At 65.7% G+C, this 16,594-nt stretch carries 14 protein-coding genes and 3 tRNA genes; 3 read left to right on the forward strand and 14 right to left on the reverse strand.

Going from position 1 to position 16,594, the window contains the following annotated elements:
* Positions 1 to 28: 28 nt before the first annotated feature.
* The 5 genes from C9424_RS17965 to rpsB form a co-directional block, all read right to left on the reverse strand.
* Complete coding sequence (locus tag C9424_RS17965; RefSeq protein WP_116768238.1) at positions 29 to 949, reverse strand: phosphatidate cytidylyltransferase; 921 nt, start codon at positions 947 to 949, stop codon at positions 29 to 31.
* Positions 949 to 1,506, reverse strand: a complete 558-nt coding sequence (frr, locus tag C9424_RS17970) for a ribosome recycling factor (RefSeq protein ID WP_091249643.1) — start codon at positions 1,504 to 1,506, stop codon at positions 949 to 951. Before frr ends, C9424_RS17965 begins: the two co-directional genes overlap by 1 nt.
* A gap of 132 nt (positions 1,507 to 1,638) precedes the next feature.
* Complete coding sequence (gene pyrH / locus C9424_RS17975; protein ID WP_116768239.1) at positions 1,639 to 2,376, reverse strand: UMP kinase; 738 nt, start codon at positions 2,374 to 2,376, stop codon at positions 1,639 to 1,641.
* 187 nt (positions 2,377 to 2,563) lie between these two features.
* Positions 2,564 to 3,400: a translation elongation factor Ts gene (gene tsf / locus C9424_RS17980; RefSeq protein ID WP_116768240.1), complete on the reverse strand. Its 837-nt coding sequence runs from the start codon at positions 3,398 to 3,400 to the stop codon at positions 2,564 to 2,566.
* Between the two features lie 143 nt (positions 3,401 to 3,543).
* Entirely contained in the window at positions 3,544 to 4,425 is an 882-nt protein-coding gene (rpsB, locus tag C9424_RS17985; RefSeq protein WP_116768241.1) for a 30S ribosomal protein S2, read from the reverse strand.
* A gap of 739 nt (positions 4,426 to 5,164) precedes the next feature.
* On the opposite strand from rpsB, the gene C9424_RS17990 reads away from it, so the two are divergent.
* The gene (locus C9424_RS17990; RefSeq protein ID WP_116768242.1) at positions 5,165 to 5,770 is read left to right on the forward strand and encodes a M23 family metallopeptidase; all 606 of its coding nucleotides are present in this window, start codon (positions 5,165 to 5,167) and stop codon (positions 5,768 to 5,770) included.
* A 95-nt stretch (positions 5,771 to 5,865) separates the two neighbouring features.
* Here the strand turns inward: C9424_RS17990 and C9424_RS17995 are convergent, their stop codons facing one another.
* From C9424_RS17995 to C9424_RS18020, 6 genes are all read right to left on the reverse strand, one after another.
* Complete coding sequence (locus C9424_RS17995) at positions 5,866 to 7,056, reverse strand: acyl-CoA dehydrogenase family protein (protein WP_116768243.1); 1,191 nt, start codon at positions 7,054 to 7,056, stop codon at positions 5,866 to 5,868.
* Between the two features lie 198 nt (positions 7,057 to 7,254).
* A tRNA-Ile gene (locus C9424_RS18000) sits at positions 7,255 to 7,328 on the reverse strand.
* A gap of 249 nt (positions 7,329 to 7,577) precedes the next feature.
* Complete coding sequence (locus C9424_RS18005) at positions 7,578 to 8,768, reverse strand: glycosyltransferase (protein ID WP_442862051.1); 1,191 nt, start codon at positions 8,766 to 8,768, stop codon at positions 7,578 to 7,580.
* A gap of 110 nt (positions 8,769 to 8,878) precedes the next feature.
* A complete protein-coding gene (locus C9424_RS18010) occupies positions 8,879 to 9,781 on the reverse strand; it encodes a DMT family transporter (protein WP_091249627.1) in 903 nt (300 codons plus the stop codon).
* The gene (locus tag C9424_RS18015; protein ID WP_116768245.1) at positions 9,781 to 10,404 is read right to left on the reverse strand and encodes a CDP-alcohol phosphatidyltransferase family protein; all 624 of its coding nucleotides are present in this window, start codon (positions 10,402 to 10,404) and stop codon (positions 9,781 to 9,783) included. The genes C9424_RS18010 and C9424_RS18015 overlap by 1 nt, the downstream gene beginning before the upstream one ends.
* 55 nt (positions 10,405 to 10,459) lie before the next feature.
* Positions 10,460 to 11,350: a phage holin family protein gene (locus C9424_RS18020; protein WP_116768246.1), complete on the reverse strand. Its 891-nt coding sequence runs from the start codon at positions 11,348 to 11,350 to the stop codon at positions 10,460 to 10,462.
* A gap of 184 nt (positions 11,351 to 11,534) precedes the next feature.
* Between C9424_RS18020 and C9424_RS18025 the strand changes: the two genes are divergently transcribed.
* Both C9424_RS18025 and C9424_RS18030 read left to right on the forward strand, forming a co-directional pair.
* Positions 11,535 to 12,758 (forward strand): multidrug effflux MFS transporter, encoded by a 1,224-nt coding sequence (locus C9424_RS18025; RefSeq protein ID WP_116768247.1) that lies wholly within the window; start codon positions 11,535 to 11,537, stop codon positions 12,756 to 12,758.
* A gap of 729 nt (positions 12,759 to 13,487) precedes the next feature.
* A complete protein-coding gene (locus C9424_RS18030; RefSeq protein ID WP_116768248.1) occupies positions 13,488 to 13,895 on the forward strand; it encodes a hypothetical protein in 408 nt (135 codons plus the stop codon).
* A 340-nt stretch (positions 13,896 to 14,235) separates the two neighbouring features.
* Here the strand turns inward: C9424_RS18030 and C9424_RS18035 are convergent.
* The 3 genes from C9424_RS18035 to dnaG all read right to left on the reverse strand — a co-directional run bounded on the left by C9424_RS18035 (position 14,236) and on the right by dnaG (position 16,568).
* Positions 14,236 to 14,308 (reverse strand) — tRNA-Asn (locus C9424_RS18035).
* 136 nt (positions 14,309 to 14,444) lie between these two features.
* A tRNA-Asn gene (locus C9424_RS18040) sits at positions 14,445 to 14,517 on the reverse strand.
* Between the two features lie 53 nt (positions 14,518 to 14,570).
* Positions 14,571 to 16,568 carry a DNA primase gene (gene dnaG, locus C9424_RS18045; protein ID WP_116768249.1) on the reverse strand — a complete coding sequence of 666 codons (1,998 nt, stop codon included), beginning with the start codon at positions 16,566 to 16,568 and terminating at the stop codon, positions 14,571 to 14,573.
* Positions 16,569 to 16,594: the final 26 nt, after the last annotated feature.

The raw sequence follows: 16,594 nt of genomic DNA on the forward strand, positions 1-16,594 counted from the left end.
GGGCCGGAAGGGCTGGTCCGGGATGCGCCTATGCGCCAGCGACGGCGGAGAAGAGAATGAACGCTGCCGGGGAGGCGAAAACGATCGAGTCCAGGCGGTCCATGACGCCTCCGTGGCCGGGAAGAATGCTGCTCATGTCCTTGATGCCGAGCTCGCGCTTGACCATGGATTCGGCGAGGTCGCCGGCGGTGGCGGCGGCCACCATGCCCACGGCAAGCACGACGCCGACCCACCACGGCTTGCCCAGTACGAACACCGTGGCGAGCACGCCAATGATCACCGCTCCCGCGATCGAACCCGCGAAGCCTTCCCAGGTCTTCTTGGGGCTGATCTTGGGAGCCATCGGATGCTTGCCGAGGGAGGCGCCCACGAGGTAGCCGAAGGTGTCGTTGGCAACCACGAGGAGCAGCAGCGTCGCAATCTGCCAGGCGCCCGGCGGGATCACGCCGCCGGGCCAGAGCCCGACCGGTGTCTCGCCCTCGGGAGTGTGCAGCAGCAGAGCGGCGAAGCTGATCATGAACGGCACCCAGGACAGGGTGAAGACCCCGGCGAAGATGCTGCGCGCCGATCCGGCCGCGCCTTCAAGGGTCCGCCACAACAGCACCGCCACACTGCTGGCCAGCATGGCAAAAAGCAGGCTCTCAAGGCCGCCAAAGTAGGCGGCGATGGGCATGGCCACCGTGCCGACCATCACCGGGACGATCGGCACGCGGGTGCCGGCGGCCTCCAGGGCGCGGAAGACTTCCCAGACGCCGAAGATCGCGAAGGTCATGGTGATCAGGACAAAGCCCAGCGGGAGGAAAAGCAGTCCGCCGAGGACACACACGAGCATGCCAACGCCCACCACGGTAGCGGCGGGCAGGTTCCGGCCCGCCTTGGGCGTCGGGTTTTCGCGTGGTTTCCCCCGCCTCCGGGCGCGCGGCCCGGAGGCCTCCTGTGCCTGATTCATCAGACCTCGAGCAGCTCAGCTTCCTTGCGCTTGAGCAGCTCGTCAATCCCGTCCACATGCGCCTTGGTCATGGCGTCCAGTTCCTTCTCGCCGCGGGCGCCCTCGTCTTCGCCGGCTTCGCCGTCCTTGACGAGCCGGTCCAGCGTTTCCTTGGCCTTGCGGCGGATGTTGCGGATGGACACCTTCGCGTCCTCGCCCTTGGACTTGACGATCTTGACGTATTCCTTGCGCCGTTCGCTGGTCAGCTCCGGAATGGTGATCCGGATGACATTGCCGTCGTTGGAGGGGTTGGCGCCCACCTCGGAGTCGCTCAGGGCGCGCTCGATGTCACGCAGGGCCGTCTTGTCGTACGGGGTGACGAGGATGGTGCGGGCATCCGGGACCGCGAAGGAGGCCAGCTGCTGCAGCGGCGTCGGGGTGCCGTAGTACTCGACGATGACCTTGTTGTACAGGCCAGGCGTTGCGCGGCCGGTCCGGATCGAGGCGAAGTCTTCCTTGGCTACCTCAACTGCCTTGTCCATCTTGTCCCCGGCTTCGAGCAAGGTTTCTTCGATCACGGTCTCTCCTCAGAAATTGGTGCGTCCCGGCGGCCGGGGCGCGGCACGTTTTCTTGTGCGCCTGTGCATTCCGCCTGGCGCCTGTGTTTTCCGCCTAGCAGCGGAAAGGTCCTGAAAACATCCTAGCCGTTGCTAGGGGGTGACGACGGTGCCCAGGTCTTCGCCGCGGATGGCGCGGGTGACGTTGCCCTCGCCTTCCATGCCGAAGACCACCATCGTGAGCTTGTTGTCCTTGCACATGGTCATCGCAGTCTGGTCCATGACCCGGATATCGCGGCGCAGAGCGTCGTCGTAGCTGAGTCGGTGGAGCTTCTCCGCCGTCGGGTCCTTCTTGGGGTCGGCGGTGTAGACGCCGTCGACGCCGCTCTTGGCCATCAGGACGACGTCGGCGTGGACCTCCATGGCGCGCTGGGCGGCCACGGTGTCCGTAGAGAAGTAGGGCAGGCCGGCGCCGGCACCGAAAATGACAACCCGGCCCTTCTCCATGTGACGGATGGCGCGGCGGGGAATGTAGGCCTCGGCGACCTGGCCCATGGTGATGGCGCTCTGCACGCGCGTTTCCACCCCGGCCTGTTCCAGGAAGTCCTGGAGGGCGAGGCAGTTCATGACGGTTCCGAGCATGCCCATGTAGTCGGCGCGGGAACGGTCCATGCCGCTCTGGGACAGTTCGGCGCCGCGGAAGAAGTTGCCTCCGCCGACGACGATCGCGACCTCGACGTCGGGAACAGCGGCCGCGATCTGCTTGGCCACGCCACGGACGGTGTCCGGGTCAACGCCCAGTTTCCCGCCGCCGAAGACCTCGCCGGAGAGCTTCAAGAGGACGCGGCGCCTGTTCTTCTTTGGCTGGGCTGAAGTGGTGACGGTTTCCATGGTGCCTTCCCGTTGGTGAACTCTGAGTTAGGTTATCGTGCTGGGGGCCCAAGGCGGCATTCCGGCGGTGGCCGAAACGGGTACCTCGTGCATGCATGCAAAAGGGGTGGCCACCGTGGTGACCACCCCCTTAGCATGTCTGGCTATTGTCCGACGTATGTCTGACCAGCGCCTGACTGTTGTCTGACTAGGAGCCGACGCGGAAGCGCGTGAAGGCAGTTCCCTTGACGCCGGCCTCTTCGAGGACCTGGGCGACGGACTTCTTGGCATCCTTGGCGAATGCCTGGTCAACGAGGACCTCGCCCTTGTAGAAGCCGGTAACGCGGCCTTCGACGATCTTGGTCATCGCAGCCTCGGGCTTGCCCTCGGCCTTTGCGGTTTCCTCGGCGATGCGGCGCTCGGACTCGACGAGCTCGGCCGGAACGTCCTCACGGGTGAGGTAGTTCGGAGCCATGGCGGCGATGTGGACGGCAACGTCGTGGGCTGCGGTGGCAGCTGCTTCGCCTTCGCCGTCAACAGCGAACAGGACGCCGACCTGGGCCGGGAGGTCCTTGGAGGTCTTGTGCAGGTAAGCGTCGACCGTAGCGCCCTCGATGCGGGAGAGACGGCGGACAACAACCTTTTCGCCCAGAACCGCACCCTCTTCGATGACGACCTCGGACAGCGGCTTGCCGTCAACCTCGGTGGCCAGCAGGGTCTCGAGGTCAGCAGCGCCGGACTCGACAGCCACGGCCAGGACCTTGTCGGCCAGCTGGATGAACTTGTCAGCCTTGGCGACGAAGTCGGTCTCGCAGTTGACTTCGATCATCACGCCGACGCCGTTGGCGACCTTGGCAGCAACCAGGCCTTCAGCGGTGGAGCGGCCTTCGCGCTTGGTGGCGCCCTTGAGGCCCTTGATGCGGATGATTTCGATGGCCTTTTCGGCGTCACCGTTGGCTTCGTCAAGAGCCTTCTTGACATCCATCATGCCGGCGCCGGTGCGCTCGCGCAGAGCCTTGATATCAGCGGCAGTGTAGTTCGCCATGTGAACCCCTCTGTCTAGAAATTTATGTGGTGTACGGACCGACAGGACGGCTGCTCACCGAGTGAGCGGCCATCCTGTCGGTACCCCCTGCGCCGCAGGCAGCTGCATGCAGCGTGAGGGGAGATCCAGATTTACTTGTCTGCCTACTTGGCTCCGTCAGCTGCCGGTGCTTCTTCGGCGGCCGGAGCAGCCTCTGCAGCCGGAGCTTCTTCAGCAGCGGGTGCTTCTTCAGCGGCGGGCGCTGCAGCAGCTTCAGCCTTGTTGCCCTCGAGGAGTTCGCGCTCCCACTCGGCCAGCGGCTCTTCCGGAGCTTCCGTGGTGCCGGTGGCGCGCTGGTTACGGGCGATGAGGCCCTCAGCAACGGCGTCGGCGACAACGCGGGTCAGCAGGTTGACGGAGCGGATGGCGTCGTCGTTGCCCGGGATCGGGAAGTCGACTTCGTCGGGATCGCAGTTGGTGTCCAGGATGGCCACAACCGGGATGTTCAGCTTCTTGGCTTCGTCGACAGCAAGGTGTTCCTTCTTGGTGTCAACGATCCACAGCGCGGAGGGCGCCTTGGTCAGGTTGCGGATACCACCGAGGTTGGTTTCCAGCTTGGTGAGTTCGCGGCGAAGGAGCAGCAGTTCCTTCTTGGTGTATGCGGAACCGGCGACGTCGTCGAAGTCGATCTCTTCCAGTTCCTTCATGCGCTGGATGCGCTTGGAGACGGTCTGGAAGTTGGTGAGCATACCGCCGAGCCAACGCTGGTTGACGTACGGCTGGCCAACGCGGGTGGCCTGCTCGGCGATGGATTCCTGCGCCTGCTTCTTGGTGCCGACGAAGAGAACGGTGCCGCCGTGTGCAACGGTGGCCTTCACGAACTCGTAGGCACGGTCGATGTAGGACAGCGACTGCTGCAGGTCAATGATGTAGATACCGTTGCGCTCCGTGAAGATGAAGCGCTTCATCTTCGGGTTCCAACGGCGGGTCTGGTGTCCAAAGTGGACGCCGCTGTCAAGCAGCTGGCGCATAGTTACGACGGGCATGCCGACGCTCCTTCCGGCAGGTCATTCATGAGAGAGCCCATGGCTCTCTTACCCTGCCCATAGTTGACGGTTATTTAGCAATCACCCGGGATGGGCGTTGCTCCTGGCATCCACTGCGCTTCCCATCCGTGCCGGAGGGAACGGACCGCAGGAGGCGCAGTCCTCCGCTGCGGAAGTTTGAGGCTTCTTTTGAGGAGGGCTGGATACGCGTAGTCAGCTGCTGCTCCCCCGCACCCCTGAATGAGGCGTGCCGGCTTGAACAATCACGACGGCCGCGACGACCATCACAATGCCTAACACGGTGACTGTCGCAGTGACTATCGCGGTGATCATCACAAGCGTGAGGGCACAGCAAACTGCTCCACCAAGTGTACTACAGCAGCCCCGCCCCGAAGGACCGCTTTCGCCGGGCAACGGGGCCGGGATCCGGGGGTTGGAGCGGGGGCCCGCCCGGGACTCGGAACGAGGACAGGTGGGCGCCGGGTCGGGACGTGGACCGGGGGCGCGCAGTCGCCGGGTCGGGACGTGGACCGGGGGCGCGCAGTCGCCGGGTCGGGACGTGGACCGGCTCGGGGCGGGGCCGGGCCGGGCCGACGGGCACCGGCTCGGGGCCGACGGGCACCGGCGGCCTAAGCCCCGCCCGGCGCCCGCCAAACTGCCGCCCGGGCGACGCTCGCGCTTTTCCACATAGCAGCCGAGGACGATTCCGCCCGGCGAGCTGCCGCGGCAGGCTGGAGGCATGAAGATCCCCATCGGCCTGGCGGCTTTGCTCCTGGCACTGCCCACGGTGCTCACAGTTCCGGTCCCCCAGCGTCCTGCACCCGAGGCTTTCGTCACCGCCGGGTCGGGCCCCGCCGGTCCCGAGATTTCGATGTCCAGTGTCCGGGGTTCCCCGGGGGCACCGGCTGTCCCGGCACCCACCTGGGCCTGGCCGCTCAGTCCGCGGCCGGCTGTTCTACGCGGCTTCGATCCCCCGGCAAAGCCGTGGCTCAGCGGTCACCGCGGGGTCGACATTGAGGCGGCATACGACGGCGCCCCGATGTTCTCACCGGAGGCCGGGACGGTGAGCTTTGTCGGAGTCGTGGTGGACCGGCCGGTCATCACCATCGATCACGGCAACGGGCTGCGCAGCAGTTTCGAACCGGTGGCGAGCGCCCTGACGGCGGGGACCGCGGTGGCCAAGGGCGACATCCTGGGCCGCGTGCAGATCGGCCACTGCGGTCCTGCGCCGCCCTGCCTCCATTGGGGCGTCCGCCGAGGCGAAGACTACGTGAACCCGCTGGCGTTCGTAATGGATCTGAGGCCCTCAGTCCTGCTCCCGCCCCTGGTGACCGGCCCCGGGTGAGGGGCCGGCGGGCGGGCGCCGGTTGTACGCTGCAGGGTGCCCGGTACCGGTTGCCCGGTGCAGGTTGTCCGGTGCCGACACGGAGCCGGGGTGCCTTAGACGATCGCGGAAATTCCGGTAATCGCGCGGCCGGTCACGAGGGTATTGATTTCGTGCGTACCTTCATAGGAGTAAATCGCCTCGGCGTCGGCAAACACTTTCGCCATCTCGAAGTCCGTCACGATTCCGTTGCCGCCGAGGATGCTCCGGCCCAGGGCCACACTTTCACGCATGCGCGCGGTGGTGAACGCCTTGGCCAGTGCGGACTGCTCGTCTTTGGCCTCGCCGGCGTCCTCCAGCTGGGAAAGCCGGACCATCATGCCCATGGAGCTGACGGCATTGCCAAGGATCTGCACGAGCTGGTTCTGAATCAGCTGGAACGAGGCAATCGGGCGGCCGAACTGGGTGCGCTCAACGGCGTAGCGCCGGGCGACGTCGAAGGCCGCAAGCTGCTGGCCCACCGCCTGCCAGGCCACGGCGAGGCGGGTGACCTTGAGGACTTTGTTGGTGTCGCGGAAGCTGTTGGCGTTGGCGAGTTTGAAGAAGTCCGGCACCACCACGTTGTCGAGGGTGATGTCGGCGTTCTGTACCGTGCGCAGCGAGATCTTGTTCTCGATCTTCGTGGCGCGATACCCCTCGGTCTTGGTGTCAACGAGGAATCCTTTGACCTGGTTGTCGTCGACGTCCCGGGCGTAGATGACCACCCAATCGGAGAAAGTGGCGTTGCCGATCCAGCGCTTGGCGCCGTTGAGGATCCAGCTGTCACCCTCTCGCCGGGCTGTGGAGCGGGTGCCGCCGGCGACGTCGGAGCCGCCGAGCGGTTCGGTCAGGCCGAAGGCGCCGATCTTCTTGAGGGAGTAGATGTCCGGAAGCCATGCATCTTGCTGTTCCTGCGAGGCAAGGGCTTCGATGGAGCCGGTGAACAACCCGTCATGGACGCCCATGAACGTCGCGATCGACGTGTCCGCGCGGGTGGCCTCGGCATGCAGGATTCCTGCGAAGAGGTTCGAGTAGCCCTGCCGCTTAACCGGACTGACGAGGTCGATTTCGGCGAGCTTCGGGATCAGGTCCATGGGGAACTCGGCGCGGTTCCAGCAATCGACGGCGATCGGCTTGACCTCGCGGGCGAGGAACTCGCGCACTTCGGCCAGCCTGTCCTGCTCCTTGGCGCTGAGAAGCTGCTCGAACGCGAAGAAGTCACCATCGGCGTAGGGCAGGTTGTGGATGTCGATTTCAGCTTTGGACATGATGTTCCTTCACTCGTGATCAGCAGCGACCAAAAGGACACGGGCTTCGCGCCTGCGCTATGTTACTCACCAGTAACTTACCGCAGTTCGGGGACCGCTGCAAGCAGCGGCGCCACGCAAAGGGAGCCGCGGCCGACGTCGGACGTCAGCCACGGCTCCCCTGGGTGCGGATCCGGAGAGGAGGTATCCGCACAAATGTAGGGCTACTCGGACTTGAACCGAGGACCTTAGGATTATGAGTCCCGCGCTCTAACCAGCTGAGCTATAGCCCCTTGCGCCCGGAGCCAGGCCAGACCCGTGGGGGCCGGACTGCTTCCGGGCAAAAACACTCTAGCAATAGTAGACGCAACCCACGTGCAAGCCACCACTGCGGCTGGCGGCCTGCTGATGCCCGACGTCTCCGCCGGCCATGGCCCGCCTACGCCGGGACTTGACTCAGCTGGAGCAGGACGAGGCCGGAAGACACTGCCAGGCCGGAGGACACTGCGAGACGGGGCACCGGCAGAGCAGCTGCAGCCTGCCTAGACGACCAGGTCGTCGTAGCTGGCGCCCCGGTAGATGTCTTCGAACGTTTGCAGCGTCCGCTCGATGCCGTGGCTCTCTACCATTTCGCGGCTGATCTTCCCCATCGCCTCAAGCTGGTCCTCGGGCAGCGAGAGCACGCGAGCCAGCTTGGCGGCGAGATCATCGCTGTCGTTGGGGGTAAAGAGGTAGCCGTTCTCGCCTTCGCGCACCAAGTGCGGCAGCGCCATGGCGTCGGCCAGCAGGACGGGGGTCGACGCCGACATCGCCTCCAGGGTCACGAGGGACTGAAGTTCCGCCGTGCCGGGCATGCAGAACACATCCGCCGCGATGTACGCCTCGCGGAGTTCGGCGTCGCTGGCCAGGCCGAGGAACTTGACCCGGTCTGTCAGGCCGAGCCGGGCGACCTGGGCTTCGAGGGCCGGGCGCACTTCGCCGCCGCCGACGATTTCCAGATGGATGTCCAGGTCTTTGGGCGTCTTGGCGACGGCGTCGATCAGCACGTCCACGTGCTTTTCCTCGGCCAGCCGGCCGACGAAAAGCGCGGTGGGGCTGGCGTGGCGTTCAATCGCTTCGTCGGGACGCAGCTCGTAGGCGGCGGCGTCGATGCCGTTGGAGAGGGGCAGGACCTTGCGGAGGAAGGCGTGCTGGTGCATGGCCCTGGCAGCGAGCGGTGTGGGCGTGGTCACGACGTCGGCCTGGCTCATGACCTTGCCCATGTCCCGCCAGGAGATCCGGCCGATGATGTCTTTGAACCACTGCGGGAACGGCAGGAACGGGTTCAGGTTTTCCGGCATGAAATGATTCGTCGCCACCACGCGGATGCCGCGCTTCACGGCCTCGTACAGGACGTGCTCGCCGATCATGTAGTGGCTCTGTATGTGCACCACGTCCGGTTGGATGCGGTCGAACAAGAGCGCGATTTCCTTCTTGATCTCCCAGGGGAAGGTGATCCGGAAGTACTCGTGCGTCGGCACGGAGTGGGAGCGCAGGCGGTGCACGGTGGCCTCTTCGCTGAACTCGGTGAAGCTCGGGCCCTTGCCCGGGCGGCATGCCAGTACGTGCACATTGTGTCCGCGGGCTGTCATCCCCTTAGCGAGACGGTAGCCAAACTGGGCGGCCCCGTTGACGTGGGGCGGGTACGTGTCAGCGGCAATCAGGATGGTCAGCGGAGGCTGGTTGTCGGACATGGTCACGTGAAGAGCTCCTGGTGGTCGCTGGCGGGCAGCTGGATCAAAGGTGGCCGGCTGGCGGTCGGTGCAGGCGCACCGGGCCTGTAGCCGAAGTCTGGACGGACGCCCTAGGACCTGCCCGCAGCCTTCCGCGCGTCCTTCTTGCGCTTGGTGACTTCCGGGTGGTGCCTGGAAAGGGCTATTACTCCCACGATAGCAAGGGATGCCGCCGTCCCCATGGCAATGGCCATAACGGGTTGGACGTCGGGACGCAGTTCTCCCAGAATGACGATGCCGATTGCGATGCCCACAATGGGGTCGATGACGGTCAACCCGGCGATCACGAGGTCCGGCGGTCCGCCGGAATAGGCGTTCTGTACAAACCAGGATCCCAGAACGCCGGCAGCAACGATCGCCACAAGGCTGTACCACGGCACATTCAGCAGGAACAGTCCGTTCGGGTCCAGCAGATGCCTGCCGATGATGCGGGTCAGGACCGCCACGAAGCCGAAGAGAACCCCTGCGCCCAGGATGTAGACGAAGGCGCTCATGCGGTGCTTGAACAGGAGGGCGAGCGTGCCGAAGAGCCCCACCGCCAGGGCCAGGAGCAGGACGATGGTCAACTCGTCCTCGCTACTGACATTGTGGTTTTCCTGGGTCACGTTGACGGCCAGCACCACGAACATTGCTGAGCCGGTCACGCAGGCCGAGATGGCGACGATGGTGGCCCGGTTCATGCTCAGGCCCTGGTCCTTGGTATTGACCACGGTGGTGATGACCAGGGCGATCGCGCCAATCGGCTGCACCACCGTCAAGGGCGCCATGACGAGGGCGACGGCGTTCATCGCCATCCCGACGCAGAGCAGCAGGAACCCAAAGACCCAGCGCGGATTGCGCACAAGCCGCAGCAACCCATGGGTGCTCAGCGCCAGGCCGCCGGTGTCGGCCTTGACCGCGCTCCCCTGGCGCTGGGCGCCGAAGGCCAGGCAGAAGGCGCCAAGTACCGCAAGCAAAACCGCAAGCCAGACCATCAGTCGGAGCCGCCGTCGTGCGTCCGCAGTTCCCTGCCCTTGCCGATGATGGCCCAGACGTAGTTGTAGGCCGCGATCCAGTGTCCCACCAGGCCGAGGCCCAGGAAGATCCAGGCGACCGTGGCGTAAACCTCGGCGGCCGGCACCGGGAGTTTGGACAGCACCAGCAGCGGCGTGCCCACCAGCAGCAGACCTGTGCGGATCTTTCCGATGCGGCTCACGGGCAGGTCCGGGTGGCCATGGAAGTAGAACAGTGACAGGGCCAGCAGGATCGCATCCGGGACCAGCAACGCGGCGAGATACCACCACTGGACGACGCCGGCGATCACGAGGGTCACGGCGACGGCGATCAGCGACAGCCTGTCGGCAATGGGGTCCATGACCCGGCCAAGGTTGGACATCTGATTGAAGCGGCGGGCAATGTAGCCGTCCACCCAGTCGGTGCTGGCCATAACAGCGAGGACGAGGGCAGCGTAGCCGTACTCCTGCTCCGCGAGGACGAGCCAAATGAAGAGGGGAACACCCAGGAAGCGCACCACGGTCAGGATGTTGGGAACCGTGAAGACCGCGTCGCGGTGGACGAGGGGCTGCCCGGGGCGGGCACCAGCGCCGATGAATTTCATCGATTCCCCCTTTCCGTGGACGGCAACGGTTTGGCGTGTGGGTTCAGGGATCTGCCTAGCCCTTGAGCAGCTTGCGCAGGAGGACCGCTAGTGCGGCCCCCGACGCTGCTAGCACCGCAAGGGGCTTCCAGCGCTGTTTGATCTGGCCGGCCAGGCTCTGCCCGTCGGCGGTTGGGGTCGGCGCTCCCGCCGAGGAACGGGCTGAGGCACGGGCCGCGCGGAAGCCCGCGATTTTGTCCTCGAGCTGCTCTTTGCTTTCCTGCAGCCGCGCCTGGGTGGCGGCCACCAGCCCCTGGGCCTGGGTCTTGACGTCGAGTTCCCGGCCGAGTTCGTCCCGCACGCCGGTGAGATGCGTACGGCGCTGATCCAGCCGGCGTCGGAGTTCGGCCTCGGTGGGGGCAGGGCCGAAGTCCGGCTTGGCGGCAGCCTTGGCTTCCTTCTCGGCCTTCGCCTTGGCGGCAGCGGCTTCCTTGGCGGCCTTTGCGGCCTTGTACTGCTCCGAGTTCGGGTCAAGGACGGCCGCGTCGAAGGCTGAACCTTCCTTGGCGATGCCGAGATCGTATTTGAGTCCCCGGAGTGTGTCCTCGGGGACCAGCGGCATAGCAGCCTTGAACTTGTTGACGCCAATGAGCGCCCCGATCGCGGCGATGATCAGGAAGAAGGCGCAGACCAGCAGTGCGGCAAGCCAAGCCGGCATGATGGTGGCCAGACCCATAATGGCGGCAACGACCAGTCCGATCACCAGCAGCGCGACAAAGATCAGGGCAACGGCCAAGAAGGCGCCGGCAACGCCGAGCTGGATCCCCTTGCGCTTGATTTCGGCTTTGGCCAGAGCAATCTCGTCATTGAGCTGCCGGGGCGCGAGCTTGAAGATCATCTTCAGGGTTTTCGGCAACGCGGAAATGCGCAGCCCGCCGCCTGTCCCGCCGCTGTGACGTCCGCTCATCGGTCCTGCCTAACTGGTGCCATCCGTCGTTCCGCTCCCGCGGGCTTGCCGGGTCTGGACAGCTTCGCACAGACCCCGGGGTCAAAACTATCATTTCGGCTCTTGGGGGGCCTTTTCGGGCAAGGCGTGGCGCGCCCGCGCAACCACCCGCCGGCCGTCTCGGCGGGCCCTAGGATGGACCTCTGTGAGCACACCCCCCAATCCCGGTGATTCCCTGAGTCGCCGTCGTAAATTTCTCTACATCCTGACGCTGGGCGCTTTGACTGCCCTTGGGCCGTTCACGGTGGACCTCTACCTGCCCGCGTTTCCGGCGTTGGAGGAGAACCTTGGTGTTTCCGCGGCGGCCGTGCAGCTGACGCTGACCGGCACCACCCTAGGGTTCGCGCTGGGACAGCTCGTGGTGGGGCCGCTCAGCGATAAGTTTGGCCGGCGGATGCCACTGATTCTGGCGACGGCGGTGCACATCACAGCTTCTCTGGGCGCCGCCCAGTCCACGGATATCGCCACGCTGGGCCTCTTCCGGGTGCTCATGGGCGTCGGGGCCGCAGGCGGCGGTGTTGTTGCCATGGCCATGGTTCGTGACCTGTTCAGCGGCTACGCGATGGTGCGGATGTTTTCGCGCATGGCCCTCGTCAACGGCCTGGCCCCGATCCTCGCCCCGGTCATCGGCTCACAGCTGCTGTTGCTGATGCCGTGGCCGGGCATCTTCTTGTTCCTGGCGGCCTATGGAACGTGTGTCATCATCGCGGCCTTGTTCGTGATCCGCGAAACTCTGCCGCCGGAGCTGCGCGGAAAGACCGGGCTGACCGCGCGCCAGCGCTACAAAGTGCTGTTCTCCGACCGGATCTTCGTGGGCCTGCTGCTGGTCGGCGGCATGAACTTCGCGGGCCTCTTCACCTATCTGTCCGCGTCGCCGTTCCTGTTCCAGAATGTCTACGGCTTCACGCCCCAGCAGTACGGGCTGCTCTTCGGCATCAACTCCCTCGGCATCGTGGCCGGCGTCCAGACCAGCGCAAGGATCGTCAGGCGCGTGCCGCCGCAGTGGATCCTGGCCTGCTCCACGGCCTGGATGTTCCTTATGGCCGTGCTGATTGTCATCTTCGACCAGCTGGGCTTCGGCCTGTGGGGCGTCCTGGTGCCCCTGTGGTTCTACATACTCGGTGCCGGTTTCACCTTCCCCACCGTGCAGGTGCTGGCACTGGCCAAACATGGGGCCCAGGCCGGAACAGCCGCCTCCTTGCTTGGCGCGGCGACGTTCATGATGGCGGGCCTGATCTCCCCGGTGGTCGGCTGGCTCGGCGTCAACTCCGCAACCCCCATGGGCGCCGTCCAGGCCGCCTGCATCCTGATGGCCGCCGCAGCCCTGTGGCTGATCGTCCGCCCCAGCACGGTGCCGCCGATCCAGTAGGCCCGCGCCTGCTCCGAGGGAACATGCCCATCCTTCGAGCCCTACCCGCGCGGGACATGCCCATCATTCGTGCCCGCCCCGCGGTACATGCTCATCCTTCGTGCCCGGGAGTGGGCATAGGGGCACTATGTCCACGCGCCAGGGCCGGCGCTGGGCATGTCCCCCGACTGCTCTGGGCCACAGACGCCTCCGAGGACATGCTCATTCTTCGAGCCCTACCCGCGCGGGACATGCCCCTTCGTGCCCGGGAGTGGGCATAGGGGTACTATGTCTACGCGCCAGGGCCGGCGCTGGGCATGTCCCCCGACTGCTCTGGGCCACGGACGCCCCCGAGGACATGCCCACTCTTCGCGCCCTCCCCTGAGGGACATACCCATTCTTCGCGCCCGGGAGTGGGCATAGGGGCACTATGTCCACGCGCCAGGGCCAGCACTGAGCATGACCCCCGGCCACCCCGCGCTACAGACGCCCCCGATGGGACATGCCCATTATTAGTGCCCGCCCGGCGGGACATGCCCATCCTTCAAGCCCCACCCGCGGGACATGCTCATTCTTCGCGCCGGAGGGTGGGCATAGGGGCACTATGTCCACCCGTTAGGGCCAGCGCTGGGCATGTCCCACGGCGCGCCCAGGGTGCAGCTGCACCCACGGGACATGCTCATTCTTCCGCCCAAGACTGGGCACAGTGGCACTCTGTTCGGCGCCCGTGGCGGGAGATAAAGTTGTTTCATGCCCGATTGGCAGGAACCTCAGCCCCTCCCCGCCACGTGGCAGCGGTGCGACACCGGAATCCTGCCCCTGTGGTGGGATCGCCTGTGCAGCCAGACCAGCCCGCAGTCGGCGGCCATGTACGCGGCAGGCCTGTTCACCGAAGACCGGCGCCGCCCGATTGCCCAGTGGTACAACCCGGCCTCCGACTCCGCCCTACTGGTGGCGCCCGAGACCTCCCCGGAGTGGCCCGTGCAACGGTTCGGCATTTTCTATGCCCCGCCGGGGGGCGGATTCACCCAGGTGCACTCTGCGCCGCATGAATGGCATCCTCGTGAGCCCAGGAAGTCCCCCACGGAGCAAGAAGCGTTCGAGGCCGCGGTCGCCGAGGCCCAGCGCTTCCTCCAGGTGGAAATGTACTTCGTCTGAGCGTCCAAGCGTCCAAGCGTCCAAGCGTCCAAGCGTCCAAGCGTCCAAGCGTCCAAGCGTCCAAGCGTCCAAGCGTCCAAGCGTCCAAGCGTCCAAGCGTCCAAGGTCATGGTCACTGAGGCCGTGGAGACTTCACGCCCGGCGTCGCTGAACGCCCGTGGCGTCACTGAATACTCGGAACACCTGAACGCTCGGCCCCTGAACAGTGCGGCCACGCAAGACTCGGGCCACTGTGGGCGCCGGGTCACCCGGGTCCCCGAAGGGATCAGAGACAGGACCCGAAAAGAATGCAATAAAAAAGGTCCCGCGGCTGGTTTTCACCGGCCGCGGGACCTGTCCGCTCCTCCTGCTGGACTTGAACCAGCAACCCTTCGATTAACAGTCGAATGCTCTGCCAATTGAGCTAAGGAGGAATGAAGCAGGTATGACATTAGCAAAGGTTTTGCCGGTAGGGAAATCGACCGGAGAACCCGTGGAAGCAGCCCGCGAAATACCCCCTCCGGGTATAAAAAAGTCCCCGTCCCGGAAACCCGGAACGGGGACTGCGCGCTCCTCCTGCTGGACTTGAACCAGCAACCCTTCGATTAACAGTCGAATGCTCTGCCAATTGAGCTAAGGAGGAATGAAGCGGGTATAAGCCTAGCAAACACCAGCCCGGGAAACGAAATCGGCGCCTCAGGCGTCCGAGCGCAACGATCTCCGCTGCATCTCCAACTGCATGAGTTCGCGATTCAACCGCTGGAATTCCTCGGGATCCGCCGAGGCATCCAGGCGCTGCAACTGCCCCATCTTCTCCGCCTTCACGCGGGTGATCTGGAGCTCAAACAGGCGGGCCAGGATGTCCCTGCAGTAGCGCAGGACGCCCTCGGGCGTGTTTGCCGGCAACGGCACCACCGCAAGTTCGGACACGAGCGGCCGCAGCGGCTCGGGAACCTCCTGCAGCAACTGCTCCACCCAGCGCACCGGGTCCCCCGCGGACCCGAGTCCGGTGGCGCGGATGGCCTCGTGGATGGCGAGATAGGCGGGCGTGGAGAACCGTGCCTCGGAGAAACGCTGCCACGTCTCGCCCTCCAGCATGCCGGGTTCCTGGAGCGCGACCTCGAGGGCCTGACGCTCCATCGCCGCGACCGGGTCCCGCGGATCGGGCCGGTTGAAGGACAGAAGAACGGCCGACGCCGGCAAGGGCGCCACGCCGGGTCCCGGCCCCGCGTAGCCGCGGCCGGACCCGGCATGGCCCGGGGCTCCCGCCTGCCCCGGACCATGCCCGGTGCCGGGTCCGCCGGCCTGAGCGCCGCCCTGGCTGCGGCCCGGGCCGCCGCCCGGAGTGGCTGGGGCACCTTGTGCGGCGCGTTTGGTCGCCACACCGACGGCCCTGCTGACCTCCTCGACGGGCATCCCCAGCCAGCCAGCCAGTTCGCGGGCATAGGCCGGCCGGATACCGGCGTCGCGGATCTGCGCCACCACGGGCGCTGATTCACGCAGGGCCGCGATCCGGCCCTCGACGGTGTCCAGATTGTGCCGTTTGAGGGTGGCGCGGATGGCGAACTCGAACAGCGGACGGCGACTTCCGATCAGGTCCCGGACCGCGGAGTCGCCCTTGGACTGACGGAGCTCGCACGGGTCCGCGCCGCTGGGCTCCACAGCCACGAACGTCTGCGCGACAAAACGCTGGTCCTCTTCGAAAGCGCGTAGCGCCGCCTTCTGCCCGGCGGCGTCGCCGTCGAAGGTGAAGATGACCTCTCCCCCGCTACCGTCGTCGGACAGCAGCCGGCGGGCGATCTTGATGTGGTCCGTGCCGAACGCGGTGCCGCACGTGGCCACCGCCGTCGGAATGCCGGCCAGATGGCAGGCCATGACGTCGGTGTAGCCCTCCACCACGACGAGCTGGCGGTCCTTGGCGATGTTGCGCTTGGCGAGGTCGATGCCGTAGAGGACCTGGGACTTCTTGTAGAGTGCGGTTTCGGGGGTGTTCAGATACTTCGGACCTTGGTCGTCCTCGTAGAGCTTGCGGGCGCCGAAGCCGATGGTGTCACCGGCGATGTCCCGGATGGGCCAAATCAGCCGTCCGCGGAAGCGGTCGTAGATGCCCCGGTTGCCTTCGGAAAACATGCCGGTCAGCTTGAGTTCGGCGTCGGTGTAGCCGCGGCCGCGCAGGTGCTTGAGCAGCGCGTCCCAGCCCTGCGGTGCATACCCCACCCCGAACTGTTCCGCTGCCGCACGGTCGAAGCCCCGGCCGTAGAGGAAATTTCGGCCCTCTGCGGCGCCCGGGGTCAGCAGCTGGGACCGGAAGAACTCGTCGGCCACCTTGTGGGCATCCAGCAGCCGCTGGCGCCGGCCGATGTCCTCCCGGTTGGGTCCGGAGCCGCCGTCCTCGTAGTGGAGCTCGAAGCCGATCCGATGGGCCAGCTTTTCCACGGCCTCGTGGAAGGAGATGTGGTCCAGTTTCTGCACGAAGGAGATGACGTCGCCGTCCTCGCCGCAGCCGAAGCAGTGGTACCGGCCCACCTGGGGTCGCACGGTGAAGGAGGGTGAGCGCTCGTCGTGGAAGGGGCACAGGCCTTTGTAGGACCCCAGCCCGGCTCCCTTGAGCGTCACGTAGCCATCGATAACTTCTTTGATGTCGGTGCGCTGGCGTACTTCGTCGATATCTTCACGTTTGATCAGGCCGGCCACAGTGCCATCCTAGTACGCCGGGCCGA

The organism is Arthrobacter sp. H-02-3 (assembly GCF_003097355.1).
Lineage (GTDB): Bacteria > Actinomycetota > Actinomycetes > Actinomycetales > Micrococcaceae > Arthrobacter > Arthrobacter humicola.